Origin of the sequence: Streptomyces naganishii JCM 4654 (genome assembly GCF_014650575.1) — a bacterium.
Lineage (GTDB): Bacteria > Actinomycetota > Actinomycetes > Streptomycetales > Streptomycetaceae > Streptomyces > Streptomyces naganishii.
The window spans coordinates 1-14235 of record NZ_BMVF01000004.1 but is presented as its reverse complement, the minus strand read 5'-3'; the positions used below and the strand labels follow the sequence as shown (position 1 = coordinate 14235).

The following is a 14235-nucleotide window of genomic DNA, read 5'->3' as shown; positions in this document are numbered from 1 at the left end:
CTCCGCCAGCCCAGGGGTCATGAGCAGTTCGGCTCACAGGGACGCGATTGTGTTGTTCCAGAATGTGCCCGCCTGCTCAGAGCCGGCGTTCCACAGCCTCGCCGATGATCTGGTCCCGACGGAACACAACTCCTGGGCGCTGCGTATTTCACCGCACGGGAAAACCGAAAGCATAGCCCTGCTGCCGCAGACGGGGCAGGAGCGCGGCGAGCGCGGCGACCGTCTGCGATCGATCCCCGCCGCCGTCATGGAAAAGGATCGTGGGGCCGTTGGGCAGCTCATGCTCCACGGTAGTCACGATCGTCAGCGCACCGGATCGCTTGTAGTCCCGGGCGTCGATGTTCCAGCCGAGCGGGCGCATGCCTATCGACGCGGCGATCTGCCGACTGTAGGGGGTGAACGCGCCGCCCGGCGCGCGGTAGTAGAGCGGCTTCACGCCTCCCGAGGCACGCTCGATCTCCCCTTTCGCGTTGACGATTTCGCTGTACTGGTAGGAAGGTGGCTTACGACCCATCGTCGTGTCGTGATGAAGGCTGTGGTCGCACAACCGGTGCCCGTCGGCGACGACCTGCCGCACCACGGCGGGATAGCCGGCCGCTTCCTCCCCGATCATGCAGAAGACCGCTTTGACACCGTCGTCCTTGAGTACCTGCAGTACGCGCGGCGTCCACACCGGGTCCGGGCCGTCGTCGATGGTGATGTTGACGGCATGCGTTCCCTTGTCCGATGCGTGGGCAATGTCCATGCTCACTACCGGGGCGGGCAGGTGTGGATCGGGTGCGGACTTCTGATTCGCCGGCGGCCGCTCGGAGTCGTAGAGCAACGACGACGTAGACGAGGCGGTCGCCTGCCCCCGGCCGTTCGATCGGCTTGCTGTCGAGCCGCCCGCATGCCCATGCCCATGCCCTGGCAGTCCCAGCACCGCGGCTCCCACCAGCACGCTGACCGCCCCGAGCACGGGCAGCACCCAGGCTGCATCCCGTGTCGTCTTGCGCCGCACCGCGCCCCCCTTCTTGCCTCCGCATTGGACCTTCAGCGTCCCCCGCGACACCGGCCACCTCCTGCGCGACGCGCTCAAGGTGACGGCGATAAAGACGGCCGTCTACGAGCTGACCGACCACGAATGCTCGCCTCGCCGGCCGTGCCTCTGCCGATCGATGTCACCTGCCAGGGCTGTCCGCACCGCCCAGTGTCGCGTTCAGCAGCGCGCCGCACCGCTCGTGCACCCCACGGTCGACCAACATGCAGCGCGGATCCGGTCAGCAGAGCGGTGCCGGTGCGGTCGCAGATCATGCGGGCGAAGGACTCGACGTGTCCTCGGAGCGCGGCCATCTGCGGGCAGCGGGAGAGGATGTCGTCGAGTTGCCGCCGCAACGGACCGGCCAACTTCCGTACCCGAGCCGAGGAACTCGGCGGCACCCTCACCCTCACATCCTGCGAACCCGCTGGCGCACTTCTGGAGTGGGCCGTCCCGCTGCCGGCCCCCGCCGACTGACCGCCCCTACACACGGGCACCACCTCGCAGCAGACCGGGACACCGGGCGCCCTGACCCGCCTCGGTGATGGGCGAACGGCATGCGGCAGATGCGTCAGTGCCTTACTGCGCCGAGCCCCAGCCGCTCGGCCAGGCCTTCGAAGCACGGCGGGAACCGGTCGGTAAACGCATCACTGGCCGCAACGCCCTGCTGGACGATCCAGGCGGCGCGGTCGCCGACTGCCGCCCTCCGTAGCAGCAGGACGCCCGGTTGACGGGGGCACGGGACTTTACCGAAATGCTCGGGCAAGTCCATCCACGCTTGCCAGTGCGGTACTTGAACGCGATCGTGACGACCACCTGCCGGTGATCAAGCCACCGCCCACCCCGCCGAGTAGTCCGGTCCGGCAGCAACGGCTCGAAGCGGGCCCACTGGGCGTCAGTCGTCTCGATGAGGGCAGGAAAGGTGGGAAACGCGTCATTGCTGCCGTGCCGACCCGCTGTCAGGCTGAGCCGCATGAGGTCCATCCGCATAGTCATCGTCCTCTACGAGGGCGTGCAGAGCCTTGACGTGACCGGCCCCCTGGAGGCTTTCGTCGGGGCGGGTGCCGCCGTGGGTCAGCCGCATCTGTACCGGATCACGACGGCCAGCCCCGGTGGCGGCCCGGTGCGCACGTCCAGCGGGCTGCGGCTGCTGGCCGATGATGACCTCGACCACGTCGGACCGGCTCACACGCTCCTGGTGCCAGGCGGTGCGGGCACGAGCGCCCCCGATCCGGCGGTGGTACGCCGGGTCGGGCAACTGGCGGCCGGGGCCGAGCGCGTGGTGTCGGTGTGCACCGGGGCCTTCCTGCTCGCGGAGGCCGGGCTGCTGGCCGGACGGCGTGCCACCACGCACTGGGCGTACTGCGACTCGCTCGCGCGGCGTTTTCCGGACATCGACGTCGATCCCGGACCGATCTACGTCAAGGACGGGAACATCGCCAGCTCGGCCGGCGTCACAGCAGGCATCGACCTCGCCTTGGCGCTGGTCGAGGAGGATCTCGGCCGGGATGCCGCGCTGCAGGTGGCCAGGCACCTGGTGGTGTTCCTGCGCAGGCCGGGCGGTCAGGCACAGTTCAGTACCCAACTCGCCGCCCAGCTTGCCGAACGGCATCCGCTGCGCGACGTCCAGTACTGGATCGCCGAACATCCCGACGGCGACCTCTCGGTGACCGCACTCGCCGAGCGTTGCGCCCTGTCGCCTCGCCACTTCGCGCGCACCTTCGCCGCCGAGGTGGGGGTGACACCGGGCCGGTACGTTGACGGCGTTCGGTTGGAGGCGGCCCGCCGACGGCTGGAAGACACCGAGGACGGCATCGAGGAGATCGCCCGGGCCTGCGGCTTCGGCACCCCGGAGTCGATGCGGCGCGCCTTCGTCCGCGCTCTCGCCGTAGCGCCCACCGAGTACCGACGCCGCTTTCGTACTTACCGAACCGGAGAAGACTGATGCAGATCGCCGTTCTGCTGTACGACCGCTTCACAGCACTGGACGCCGTCGGACCGTACGAGATCCTCTCCCGTATCCCCGGCGCGGAGGTCGTTTTCACCGCAGCCCAGCCGGGCCCGGTCCGTACGGAGATGACGAGTCTTGCCCTCAGTGCCGATGCCGCACTCCAGGAGGTGACCGCACCCGATGTCCTCCTCGTGCCGGGCGGCCCCGGAACCGCGGACCTTCTTGCGGACGAGCCCACCCTTGACTGGATCCGTCGTGTCGATGAGACCAGCACCTGGACCGCCTCGGTCTGCTCCGGGTCCCTGTTACTGGGGGCCGCCGGCCTGCTCACCGGCCGCCGGGCGACCTCGCACTGGGTCTGCCTCGACCACCTCTGGGCGTTCGGCGCCTCTCCCGCAAGGGAACGGGTCGTCGTCGACGGCAAGTACGCCACCGCCGCCGGCGTCTCGGCCGGAATCGATCTCGCCCTGAGCCTGACCGGCCGCATGGCCGGTGACGAGATTGCTCGAGCTGTTCAGCTCGTCGTCGAGTACGACCCCCAGCCGCCGTACAACGCAGGTTCCGTCGCCACCGCCCCTGCCGCTCTCGTCGCCGCCCTGCGTGCGAGCGACCTCGCCGTCGGCGCCGTCTGACACCCTCAAGAGGCTGCTTCGTATGAGATCAGGTGTCGGCCAGGCCGGATTTGAATCGGGCTGTGGCATGTACGGCGGGGCGGGAAGCGCGTCGCTGACGGCGCATCAGCGGGTTCGGGACGGCTCCGATCAGCTCGGAAGTCACCGCCAGCCCGGCGGCACATGCTGTGCACGTCGGGTGGCGGCACCCTCCGGGGAGGAACGGAATGCACTGCCTGGTCATCGCCTACGATCACCCGGTGGTGATCGGTTCGATGCTGGTCGTGGCCGCTGACTCCCGCGAGGATCTGGACGCATGGCTGCGCGTGGAGCCGTACGTGGTCGACGGTGTCCGGCGCGAGGTGGGGGTGCATCCGTGCCGGGTGGGGCCGTCGTTTCTCCACCTGGTGGCCGGCTGGTGGACTCGTTGGCGATGGATGAGCGCCATGCGGCGCCTCCGTTCAAGCCGTGGACCGGGCCGTCACCGGTGCCAGTAACGGCCGCGCTGCTCCTCGCGCCGCTTCAACCGGGAAAGAGAGAAAGGGGTAAGGGAGATATGGACGACTCTCGGTGCACGGATGGATTCTCCGCTCCTATCGAGGACCGGTACTTCGAGGACTACAGGGCGGGCGCGACCTACGAGTACGGCAGCGTCACGGTCACCGAGGAGGAGATCATCCGGTTCGCGTCTCAGTACGACCCCCAGTCCCTCCATGCCGATCCCGTCGCGGCGAAGCAAGGGCCGTTCGGCGGACTGGTCGCCAGTGGATGGCACACCGCCGCCCTGATGATGCAGCTGTTCGCCAAGCATTACCTGTCCACGGTCGCAAGTCTCGGCAGCCCCGGAGTGGACGAACTGCGCTGGCTCAAGCCCGTGCGCCCCGGCGACCGGCTCCGCCTGCGTCTCCATACCCTCGACACCCGCCTCTCTCGCTCGGACCGGCGGCGGGGCGTCGTGCGCACACGCGCCGAGCTCCTCGACCAGGACGACGAGCCGGTGCTGCGGGTGACGGTCGTCAACCTGCTGCGCACCCGCGACGGCGCATGACCGGCGGGACGGCGCAGCTGCTCCTCGCGAGCATCGTCACGGTGGGGGCCTGTGTGCAGTGGTTGACGGGGATGGGCTTCGCGCTCGCCGCCGTGCCCGCGCTCGTGCTGCTGCTCGGTCCGCTCCAGGGCGTCGCCCTGGCCAACTGCGCGGCCGGTGCGATCAGCGCCGCCGGGCTCGTCGGCGGCTGGCGGCGGGTACGGCTCACGGCCATGGTGCCGCTGGTCGTCGCTTCCGCGTGCACCGTCCCGGCCGGGAGATGGGTGGCCGCCCAACTGCCTCAGGCCGTTCTGCTCGTCGGCATGGGTCTCCTGGTGACTCTGGCCGTGCTGCTGGTGATGCGCGGCCTGCGTGTGTCCGCCTTGGCCGGTTCCAAAGGGGCCGTGGCCGCGGGGGCGGCGGGCGGGTTCATGAATGCCTCGGCCGGACTGGGCGGCCCTCCGCTCTCCATCTACGCGATGAACGCCGACTGGACCGTCCACGAGTTCGTGCCGAACGCCCAGTTCTACGGCGTCGTCGTGAACGCCTTTTCCATAGGGGCCAACGGCGTGCCACAGCTGGGTTCGACAGGGTGGGCGACAGCCGTGGTGGCCATGCTGGTGGGCGCGGTCTTGGGCAAGGCGCTCGCCCAGCGCGTCCCGGAGAGGCGGGCCCGGCAGCTCGTCCTGCTGCTCGCGCTGGCCGGCGGGGTGTCGTCCCTGGCCAAGGGGCTGGGAGTGCTGTGATCCCGGACCGTTCAACGACCCGGCCGGATGGGTGGCAGCCGGCGGCGCTTCCTTTGCCACTTGTGCCACTTGGGGTCACGCCGCCTTCTGGCGGCGAAGCGCGAGCAGGTGACCGCGACCAATCGACATCGATGAGAGGACGAGCACGAAGATGACGGATCATGACCGGCAGACGTCACAGGACGGGGCGCCCTCGGAGCAGGCGCGGACGGACAGCGCGGGACCAGCGGTGGGCCGGAAGCAGGAGGCGGCTGCCGCGGAGTCCCTGCGGGTGCGGTCGTCCGGAGGCGCTGAGTTCAGGGTCGGGCTGCTGCGTGCGGAGCGGCCGGATGCCCCGGTGGCGCTCGTGGTGCCGGCGATGGGCACGCGGGCTCGGTTCTACACCCCCTTCGCCCACGGCCTGCACCGCCGCCTCCTCCACGTGGCGGTCTCAGGTCTCTGATGGTCACCCAGCCAGGGCTCGGCACCCTCAACATCACCCAGCTGACCGCCGAAGCACTGCGGGCCCGCGGACTCACGTGCCCCGGCGTGGTCATCGGGCGCTGGCCGACAGCGCCGGACCTCGCGGACCGCTGCAGTCTGACCGACCTCCCCAAAGACGTGGGCGCACCCCTGCTGGGCGCAGTACCGGACGGGGCGGTCACACAGCCGCCCGAGGGCTTCCGCTCCGCTGCGCCCGGCTGGCTGCACCGGCGCTGGGCGGCCACTGGGACGCGTCAGCCTTCACCGCCCGTTTCCCGGCCTGAGCCACCGCCCGGCGCCCCAGCATCCAACGGTGTAGGGCGCCCGGGCAGGTACGAACGCGGCCTGCACCCGTGACCGCTGGGTTGCCCCGCAGCACCAGCCGTGCGCGGCCGCCTCCCCGCTCAATAACTGCCCAGCGCTCACCGGCGTCTTCGCCACCCGTGCACCCGACCTCCACGCGCCCCGACGGGGCGCAGGTTGTATTGGGTCGACAACCTTGGATCCCGCGCAACCTGGCGGCCCAGGAGCTGACAGGCCTTCACTGACGCGCAGTGAGAGCCAGGAGGATGCGGAACCGGCGAACGGCGGGCATGTGACGGGGCCGCCCCTTCCGTCGTGTCAGCCCAGCAGCCCGGCCAGCACCGCCGTCGCCGCGCTCAGCAACTCCTCAGCAGCGGGGCCGCCCGCGGCGGTACGGGCGAGCAGGCCCTCGCGGGCGGCCAGGATCACCTCGGCGGCCTGCTCGGCGGAGGCCCCGCGCGGTAGCACCTCCGGCAGGACCCGCTCCAGTAGCACCGCCACCGCCGCCGTCACCGCGCGGTCGTGAGCGGCGACCCGATGGGCGAGTTCGGATGTTCGGGCGGCCAGCAGGCGGAACTCCAGGAAGAGGAGGATCCACCCGGTTTCCGCGGGCTCCACGCGCAGCAGCGCCTCGACCAGCCGTCGTGCCCGTTCCTCAGGCCCCAACGGTCCGACTGCGGCGGCCAGGTGCTCCAGCTTGCTCATCCGCTCGGCCGCCTGCTCGTCGAACAGGGCCAGGACCAGGTCTTCCTTGGTCGCGAAGTTCGAGTAGAAGGCTCCGCGGGTGTAGCCGGCGGCGGTGCAGATGTCTTCGATGCTCGTCCGCGCGTATCCCGCGGACAGGAACAACTCGCCTGCCGCCGAGAGGATGCGGGCTCTGGTGTGGACGCGGCGCCGTGGGGGCCGGGGCGCGGAAGGTCCGGCTGAGGAGGAGTTCACAACAACACGATACATAGTGTATTCAATACGAGTCGTATTGAAACGGGGAGAGGACCACCGCCATGAGCCGACTGCTGATCACCGACGCCCACCTGCTCCATCCCGAGACCGGTATCCGCACGGACCCCGCCTGGATCGAGGTCGCCGACGGTCGGATCGCCGCCACCGGCACCGGTCGCCCGCCCGGCGCGGGGCAGGATGTGCGCGTGCTCAGTGCAGCCGGCGCCACCGTGCTGCCCGGCCTGATCGACGCCCACGTCCACCTGCTGGTGACCTCCCTCGACATGACCGCCGTCGCCTCGTGGACGCCCGGCTACCTGACCGTGCGGGCCCTCGCGGAGGCGGAACGGATGCTGCGCCGTGGCTTCACCACCGTCCGGGACGTCGGTGGTGCCGACCACGGCATGGCCCAGGCCCTGGCCGAAGGCCTGGCTCTGGGCCCGCGACTGGTCCACGGGGGAAAGGCGCTCTCCCAGACCGGCGGCCACGGCGACCTGCGCCCCCTCGGGGACGACTCGGTTCCCTGCTGCGAGAGCCGTCCCCACTTCGCCCGGATCGCGGACGGCGTCGACGCCGTCCGCGCAGCGGCCCGGGACGAGTTCCGCAAGGGCGCCGCCCATCTGAAGGTGCTCCTCTCCGGCGGGGTGGCCTCGCCGCACGACGAGATCGCGGCCGTTCAGTACAGCGAGGAGGAGATACGCGCCGCCGTGCAGGAGGCGGAGAACCACAACCGGTACGTCACCGCGCACGCCTATCACCCGCGCGCCATCGACCGGGCCCTTCGGGCCGGTGTGCGCTGCATCGAACACGGCAACCTGATCGACGAGACGACCATCCAACTGCTCTTGGAGCGGGACGCCTTCCTGGTGCCGACCCTGGTCGCTTACGAGCAGACGGCGAAACTGAGCAGGCAGTCCGGGCTGCCGGAGTCGTCCTACCGCAAGCTCACCGAGGTCCGCGACCACGGGCTGGCCGCGCTGGAGAAAGCCCACCGCGCGGGCGTCAATCTGGTGTACGGCAGTGACTTGCTCGGGCCGCTGCACTCGGCGCAGCTTGAGGAGTTCACGCTGCGCGCCGAAGTCCAGCCCGCCGCGGATGTCATCCGCTCCGCCACCAGCACGGCGGCCCGCCTCCTGCGGATGGAGGGCGAGATCGGCACCCTCGCACCGGGAGCCCACGCCGATCTCCTCGTCGTGGACGGCGACCCGCTCGCGGACCTGACCGTCATCACCCGCCCCGAGCGCCGCCTTCGGCACGTGATCAAAGCCGGTTCCGTCCTCTGAGAAGGCTTCTCGGGCGGTGGGACGCACGGTTCTCCTCCGCGGATCGGAGCGGAAGACCACCCGCTTCCCCCGGCGGGAGGAGGCGAGTTTGCCGTAGCGGATCTGCCCGGCCGCGCCCCGCCCAGTGTGGTCAGCGAGTGCACGCATCCTTCGAAGATGCCTGCTGACCGCAGGGGCGGGGGATGCGGTGCACAGCCTTGGCGGGGTGGGCCAGCCGGAAGGCGAACAGGTAGCAGCGGGTGCTCTGGCCTTCCGCCTGGCCACACCCAGTTCGAGTAGGTGATGGACCAGATTCGGGCCCCCGGACCGGCTCAGGGCGCGCTCACCGCACGCCCGACAGCGTGAGATCGAGATGACCTCTTAACGCCGGGGCCCGCTCCCGGCTGCCGCGGCCGGGAGCCTGCGGGTGACGGCGTCGGCCCCGCTGTACGGCGGGGAGCAACCCGGCATGGAGGACCAGGAGTTCGCCGACCTCATACGGCCGGAGATGGCCCGCTTCCTGTTCGGACAGGCGGCGGAGTCGTCCAGCGAGCGAACAGATCGACGGAGTCACAGGCGCCCGTGTCTGGTTCCGCCGGTGCCGCGGTGGCCGCGGCCTTGCAAGCCATCGGAAATCGGCAGCTCCGCCTGGCGCGCGATGTCCTGGTCGTGGACTTACCTGGCGAGGGGGCGCCCTGGCACTCGCCGTGATCGGCCTTGTGCTGTGGAACCTGGGCCCGATGGGTCCCGCAGTCGCCCGGCCGTCGGCACTCCTGGTGAGGGAGCTGCAGCCGCTTGGGCCGGTGACACGAGCATTACTGTTGCCGGCTTCGGTCGGCGATGTGCTGGTCGGAGTCGCGGGCCTGGTCGGCGACGGTGCCGGCCTGATCGCGGGCTTCGTTCTGAGTGGCGCGGGCGGCCTGGCCAGCGGTGTCCTTCACTTCCTCCGCCGCGCTCTGTGCTGCCTCTCGGGCGCCTTCCTTCAGGCTCTGCGCGGACTCGATCGCGGCCTGCTTCACCGGCTCGAGGGCCTCTTGGCCCTGTTCCATCAGGCCAGCGGCGGCCTGCTGTTCGCTCTGCGAGGCCGGCAGGAGGGAGGAGGCCAGCACGCCGGTGCCGAAGGCGATCAGGCCGGCGGCCAGCGGATGCCCCTGGGTCTGTCGTATGGCCTGTTCGGGTGCCTGCCTGACGGCTTCACCGGCCTGCTGGGCCGCGTCAAGGGCGGTGCCGGTGGCTTGTCCGGCGCCTTCCTGCAGGGAATCGGCCGCTGACCGGGCGTTGCCGGCGATGCTTTGTGCGGTGTCGGAGGCGGAGCCCATGACCCGCTCCCTGAGGCTGGTGACCTTGCCTCGTACCCGGTCGGTGCGGCGGCGGACCATCTGGCGGGGCCTGGCCCGGTCGGCGAGCCGGTTCGCATCGGCGGAAAGGCGGTCGCGGGTGGCGTCTATGTCCGCCCTCAGCTGGTCGGGTGACGTGCCCATCGGGTGTTCTCCTTCATCGTTTCGACGGTCTGTTCGGGCCTGGTGGAGACGGTGCGCATCCGGGCGCGGCCCTGCGCATAGAGCACGGCTGCCACCACAGCCCACACGGCGGTGACGATCAGCGCGGCCCAACCGGCGTTCATCACGTTGGCCAGTCCCAGGACGGCGGCCAGAGACAGGAACAGCAGGGTCATGTAGCCGGCGAAACCGGCGCCGCCGTACATGCCCGCCGCCTTGCCGGCCTTGGTCGCTTCCTGCCTGATCTCGGTCTTGGCCAGCTCGGCCTCCTGATGGAAGAGGGTCTGGACGTCGGAGGTCACCTGAGACAGCAGCTCACCCACGGACTGGTCGGCACCGTACGGGCCGCCCTGGTTCGGGCGGATCGAGGACATCTCATACCCCCGGATGCGGAGGCGCCGGCATTTCACCCGCAGCCGGAGATGTGGGCGGCACGGGCGGCGGTGTGTACGGCGCTGCCGGTGGCGACACCGGTTGCGGTGGTGTCCACTGACCGGCACCAGACGGTGGCATCGGAATGTCGGGAGATGGTGACCGGACGGGGGAGACCGCCGCTCCTGGTGCCGCCGCCCCACGTCGCGGTAACGGCTGTTACCATGCCGGTATGGCGAAGACACAGTTGGGCGCGCGCGTGGATGAGGACGTCGCGGACCTCGCGAAGAAGCGCGCCGCCGACCTGGGACTGAGCATCGGGGACTACCTCGCCCGGCTCGTACAGGACGATGCCAGCGGCCTGCGCGCCCGTGCGGTGGACGCGGCCGCCCGCTTCCTGGCCGAACACCAGGCAGTCTTCGACGAGGCCGAACAGGCCCAGCAGACGCCTGGGGGAGCGCGCGGGGCCTGATGGATCTCCACATCGACGTTCCCTGGATCCTGCAGGTCGCCGAGGCCGCTGGGGCCAATGATCCGGCCCCTGACGATTACGGCGTTCCCGTCTCGGCGGTCGCCCGCCACCGGGCCGAGCTGTTCGAGCAGCCCGTCTACGGCGGCCCCTACGCCAAAGCCGCCGCTCTGGTGCACACGCTGGGCCGGTGCCGCTGGCTGGAGCGCTCCAACCTGGCCGTCGCCGCCGCGTCCGGCGTCATGTACCTCGAGTCCGCCGGGATCACCGTCAAACCAGTCCGCGAGGACGCCGTCGCCCTCAAGGACCTGCTCCTCGACCCCGCCTGCACCGCCGGGAAGATCGCAGCCCTGCTGCGTACCTGGCCCACCGCCACCTGACGCCCGCAGGCCCACCACCACCTTCCGGGCGCCGGGAGCAGACGCGCGCAGGGGGTGGTCGAGCTGTACGCGGGTGGTCTCGTACGGCCCCTTCACATGGCACAGCTACCGGAGCGGTCCTTGCTCGTCAACGTGGACAGTGGGCTCCGACAGGAACACGTCGGCATCCACCGGGCCGTAGGCGATGTTGAAGGTGTCCAGCCAGTACGACCAGTCACGCACACCCGCCGCGCTGCTGAAACGGTAGTTGAGCTGCCAGCGGAGCCACTGGCCGGGAGCAAGACGCACGGCTGGGGGCCGTCGCGGCCGAGGCGGGATGGCGAACAGGGGCTGCAGTCGGGGAAGGACGCGCAGCCGGCCGTCGACTTCGCGAAGCTGGACGTCGATCTTGCGCAGGTCTTCCTCGACGCCACGGGGCTCGAAGCCGTCGCGTTCATGCATGCGGACCACGTGGGCAAACGAGGGCGGCACGGACGGGACAGTGAAGCCGGCCGGAGCCGCGTTCCTACGGGCGGCGGCCTCTCCTCCGCGGGCCTCTTTCGTCCATGACGTCCATATCCACTGGACGGTGATTTCCACGGCCTGCACCCCTGCCACTCCATCGAAGATCTCACTCTATGCGCGCGGCTTCTCCGGCCCGCATCAACACCGCCAACGGCCCGAGCGGCAAGCCGAAGGAAGATCAACTTGGATTGTCCACATGCACAGCGACATCGCCTTCGGCCTGCTCACCCCGGGCGGGTTCGCGTACGCCGCGCAGCTCGCGCCTGCCCGACCAGAAGATGCGGCGCCATGCACACCGGGGCCGTCCGCGCCTACGATACGGCCGGGCCTGGCAGCTGTACCAGCGCGCTACCAGGACGGCATGGAGGACCGGATCGGGGGCGCTCAGCCTGGCCCTCAAGGCCCTCGCGCTGTTCAACACCCGCTACATGGACGCCGCGGTCCCCCCAGCCGCGCGCCGACGGCTTCGACGTCCGCGACGAGGAAGCGCCCGGCTCTCGCCGTACCGGGTCAGCGGCCGGGGCCGGGGTGGTCGAGGCGGCCGCGCTACGGCCCCGGCATCAGGTGAGGGCGTCGCGGAGGTAGGTGCCTGGCCGCCGTCATGGCCCGGCGGGGGGCGTCACGGAACGAGACGGTCCGCCAGCTGCTCGCCGAACACGTCGAGGAGCAGGAGCGCAAGGACCCGGAAGACCGGATCACCCACATCTCCACGGTCCTGCGCTGCCGATCGCCGCCGCGCTGACGAGGCGATCCAAAGCGAGGCTGCCGTCCGTTCACGGGGCCGAGTTGGAGCTTCGTCGCCGGGTTTCGCGCAGGTGGAAGTCGATGTACCGGGCGAGGGTCAGTGCGTCTTGTGGGTCGTCGGCGTGGAAGGAGACCCGGCGTAGCAGTTGCACGCTGTCGAGTGCGACGTCTTCGCGGGCGAGGACGAAGAGGAGGGTGAGGAGGGCGGAGCGGGCGTTGCCGTCGTCGAAGGGGTGGAAGAAGCACACGTCGAGGAAGGCGCGTGCGGCCCGGGCAGTCAGCGGCAGGGGCCGGAGTGTGTCCTTTGCGCTTTCGGCGAGGCAGGAATCGAGACGGGCGCGGGTGTCCGGGGCGATGCCGTAGCGTTCACGGCCGCCCTTGGCGAAGGCGGGCAGGCTGCGCAGCGGTGGCAGCCCGGGCGTGGCAAGGACATGCTGTTGCCAGCGCTGGATGAGGGCGAAGTCCAGCCGGGCACCGCGCGCGGCGTCGGCCCGCATCAGCTCCAGGGCGGCGAGCAGGCCCTGTCCGCGGCCGGGGTCCAGGATGGCGTCGAAGGTGCGGATCTCCTCCGCCATTCCGTCGCGCACGGGTGTCACCGGTGTGTCCCCGGTGCTGTCGGCGGCCTCATGCCATGGCACCGCGTCCCGCACGGCGAGCCAGCGCTTCAGGTGATCGGGCAACGTCGGCTCGCCGGCCCGGGCGGCCGCGTCCCGCCGTACGCCGGCCGCGATGCGTTCGGCGATGTCCTCGACCAGCACCGGGTCGGGGCCGGTCCAGCTCTCGAACCGGCCGCCGATCACCTGCTCCACTAGGTACTCGGCGTCGTCGGCAGGGACGCCCCAGCGGCTGAGGAACCAGACCAGGACCTGGTGGCAGTGCGCGTACCAGCCGCTGCCGCAGCCGGTGCGGTCGGTGACGTGCAGGATGAGGTTGCGGGCGGTGCGGTCCCACAGGATCCGCTGGTCGTCGATGCCGGCCAGGTCCAGCGGGTACGCCTCGAACCGGGCGGCCAGGGCCTCCAGCCACTCCCGCAGTGCTGCGGTGACCCGGTCGAGGGTTTCGTCCGGGGTGGTGACCGAGTCTTGGGGCCGGGACCAGCTGCCGACCGGCCCTCCGTCAAAGTCCCCCTCGTCGTGCGCCCAGCGCCAGCCGGCGACCCAACGGCCGTAGTGCTCGGCCAGAGCGTGCGTCATGGCATCGGCCCAGGGCCGGGCCTCCTCCCAGCCCCAGTCGGACAGGGCCCGGTCACCCGGCGGTAGGTCGGGGCGTCGGGGTACCCGCCGGGCCGGCCCGAGCGATCTGACCACCCGTGCCGCCGCCTCGCTGTCGAACGGATGACGGGCGGGGTCCACCTCGTCCCATGTCAGGATGCGGGGCGAGAGCTCTACGAACACCGCGCAAGTCTCGTGCCTTACTGGTTATTGGTTCAACCCGATTATCGAACCGCGCCGGAACACTCACCAGGCCGCACCGGGGACATCGGGCGTACTTCCATGCCCGCCGGGATGCGGCAGGTGGGCGAACCCGCCTCCAGACCCGGGCGGTGATCGAGCCGTAGGGGTCGTGGCCCGTTTCCCCGGCCAACCTGTGAGGCCAGGGACCGCATGCGCCGGGCAGGACGCGGTCGAGGGCGAGCGGCTCGGGGCCGTTCGCTGCCGGGACTGTCTTGCCGGTGAAGTAGAGGAACTTGAGGCTGGTGTGAGTGCGGGTACGGGTGCCGACGTGTGGTGGGCGGATCCGGGTCCGCTGGTGAACGGTGATCCGCAGGAGGTGGCCGGGCTGCTGGATTCGGCGGCGGAGCCGGGGGCCATTGCCGGCGGCGGCGGTGTACCGGGCGGCGGCGTATCTGCACCGGGACGCGTCGGTCGCCCTCACGGGTGACGATCAGCATGGTGACCCCTTAAGAATGGTGGCGGTCCGGGAGGACTGGGTGTAGCTGATGGTGACC

17 protein-coding genes and 2 pseudogenes are annotated in these 14235 nt (G+C 70.5%); 12 read left to right on the top strand and 7 right to left on the bottom strand.

Annotated elements, in window-relative coordinates:
- Window positions 1-148: 148 nt before the first annotated feature.
- Entirely contained in the window at window positions 149-823 is a 675-nt protein-coding gene (locus IE217_RS08015) for a polysaccharide deacetylase family protein (protein WP_229865178.1), read from the bottom strand.
- Window positions 824-1597: 774 nt separating this feature from the next.
- Window positions 1598-1993, bottom strand: coding sequence for a transposase (locus IE217_RS35330; protein WP_373297989.1), 396 nt, complete (start codon window positions 1991-1993; stop codon window positions 1598-1600).
- Here IE217_RS35330 and IE217_RS08010 point away from each other — a divergent pair.
- The 7 genes and pseudogenes from IE217_RS08010 to IE217_RS35070 all read left to right on the top strand — a co-directional run.
- Window positions 1992-2963 (top strand): GlxA family transcriptional regulator, encoded by a 972-nt coding sequence (locus tag IE217_RS08010; RefSeq protein ID WP_190177054.1) that lies wholly within the window; start codon window positions 1992-1994, stop codon window positions 2961-2963. The two genes, IE217_RS35330 and IE217_RS08010, sit on opposite strands and share 2 nt — an antisense overlap.
- A complete protein-coding gene (locus IE217_RS08005; protein WP_190177053.1) occupies window positions 2963-3601 on the top strand; it encodes a DJ-1/PfpI family protein in 639 nt (212 codons plus the stop codon). Before IE217_RS08010 ends, IE217_RS08005 begins: the two co-directional genes overlap by 1 nt.
- 206 nt (window positions 3602-3807) lie before the next feature.
- A complete protein-coding gene (locus tag IE217_RS08000; protein WP_190177052.1) occupies window positions 3808-4077 on the top strand; it encodes a YciI family protein in 270 nt (89 codons plus the stop codon).
- A gap of 59 nt (window positions 4078-4136) precedes the next feature.
- Window positions 4137-4628: a MaoC family dehydratase gene (locus IE217_RS07995; RefSeq protein WP_190177051.1), complete on the top strand. Its 492-nt coding sequence runs from the start codon at window positions 4137-4139 to the stop codon at window positions 4626-4628.
- Window positions 4625-5353: a sulfite exporter TauE/SafE family protein gene (locus IE217_RS07990; RefSeq protein ID WP_190177050.1), complete on the top strand. Its 729-nt coding sequence runs from the start codon at window positions 4625-4627 to the stop codon at window positions 5351-5353. The genes IE217_RS07995 and IE217_RS07990 overlap by 4 nt, the downstream gene beginning before the upstream one ends.
- Before the next feature lie 151 nt (window positions 5354-5504).
- On the top strand, window positions 5505-5795 hold the full coding sequence (locus tag IE217_RS07985) for a hypothetical protein (protein ID WP_190177049.1): 291 nt from the start codon (window positions 5505-5507) through the stop codon (window positions 5793-5795).
- Window positions 5780-6099, top strand: a pseudogene (locus IE217_RS35070) (AAA family ATPase); the annotation flags it as partial. The gene IE217_RS07985 and the pseudogene IE217_RS35070, both read left to right, overlap by 16 nt.
- A 337-nt stretch (window positions 6100-6436) precedes the next feature.
- Here the strand turns inward: IE217_RS35070 and IE217_RS07980 are convergent.
- Window positions 6437-7057, bottom strand: coding sequence for a TetR/AcrR family transcriptional regulator (locus IE217_RS07980; protein ID WP_190177048.1), 621 nt, complete (start codon window positions 7055-7057; stop codon window positions 6437-6439).
- A gap of 62 nt (window positions 7058-7119) precedes the next feature.
- Between IE217_RS07980 and IE217_RS07975 the strand changes: the two genes are divergently transcribed.
- Window positions 7120-8340 carry a metal-dependent hydrolase family protein gene (locus IE217_RS07975; protein WP_190177047.1) on the top strand — a complete coding sequence of 407 codons (1221 nt, stop codon included), beginning with the start codon at window positions 7120-7122 and terminating at the stop codon, window positions 8338-8340.
- 794 nt (window positions 8341-9134) lie between these two features.
- On the opposite strand, the gene IE217_RS07970 is transcribed toward IE217_RS07975, so the two are convergent.
- Both IE217_RS07970 and IE217_RS07965 read right to left on the bottom strand, forming a co-directional pair.
- Window positions 9135-9800, bottom strand: a complete 666-nt coding sequence (locus IE217_RS07970; RefSeq protein ID WP_190177046.1) for a DUF3618 domain-containing protein — start codon at window positions 9798-9800, stop codon at window positions 9135-9137.
- On the bottom strand, window positions 9776-10192 hold the full coding sequence (locus IE217_RS07965) for a phage holin family protein (RefSeq protein WP_190177045.1): 417 nt from the start codon (window positions 10190-10192) through the stop codon (window positions 9776-9778). The genes IE217_RS07970 and IE217_RS07965 overlap by 25 nt, the downstream gene beginning before the upstream one ends.
- A 230-nt stretch (window positions 10193-10422) precedes the next feature.
- Between IE217_RS07965 and IE217_RS07960 the strand changes: the two genes are divergently transcribed.
- Complete coding sequence (locus IE217_RS07960; protein ID WP_190177044.1) at window positions 10423-10662, top strand: hypothetical protein; 240 nt, start codon at window positions 10423-10425, stop codon at window positions 10660-10662.
- Entirely contained in the window at window positions 10662-11039 is a 378-nt protein-coding gene (locus IE217_RS07955; RefSeq protein ID WP_190177043.1) for a fic family toxin-antitoxin system, toxin component, read from the top strand. The genes IE217_RS07960 and IE217_RS07955 overlap by 1 nt, the downstream gene beginning before the upstream one ends.
- Before the next feature lie 105 nt (window positions 11040-11144).
- On the opposite strand, the gene IE217_RS07950 is transcribed toward IE217_RS07955, so the two are convergent.
- Window positions 11145-11618, bottom strand: a complete 474-nt coding sequence (locus IE217_RS07950) for a hypothetical protein (protein WP_190177042.1) — start codon at window positions 11616-11618, stop codon at window positions 11145-11147.
- Window positions 11619-11860: 242 nt separating this feature from the next.
- On the opposite strand from IE217_RS07950, the pseudogene IE217_RS35325 reads away from it, so the two are divergent.
- Window positions 11861-12049 (top strand): annotated as a pseudogene (locus IE217_RS35325) (Tn3 family transposase); the annotation flags it as partial.
- Between the two features lie 95 nt (window positions 12050-12144).
- On the top strand, window positions 12145-12285 hold the full coding sequence (locus IE217_RS07945) for a hypothetical protein (protein WP_190177041.1): 141 nt from the start codon (window positions 12145-12147) through the stop codon (window positions 12283-12285).
- A gap of 31 nt (window positions 12286-12316) precedes the next feature.
- Here the strand turns inward: IE217_RS07945 and IE217_RS07940 are convergent, their stop codons facing one another.
- Window positions 12317-13681, bottom strand: a complete 1365-nt coding sequence (locus IE217_RS07940) for a Fic family protein (protein WP_190177040.1) — start codon at window positions 13679-13681, stop codon at window positions 12317-12319.
- Window positions 13682-14235 lie beyond the last annotated feature (554 nt).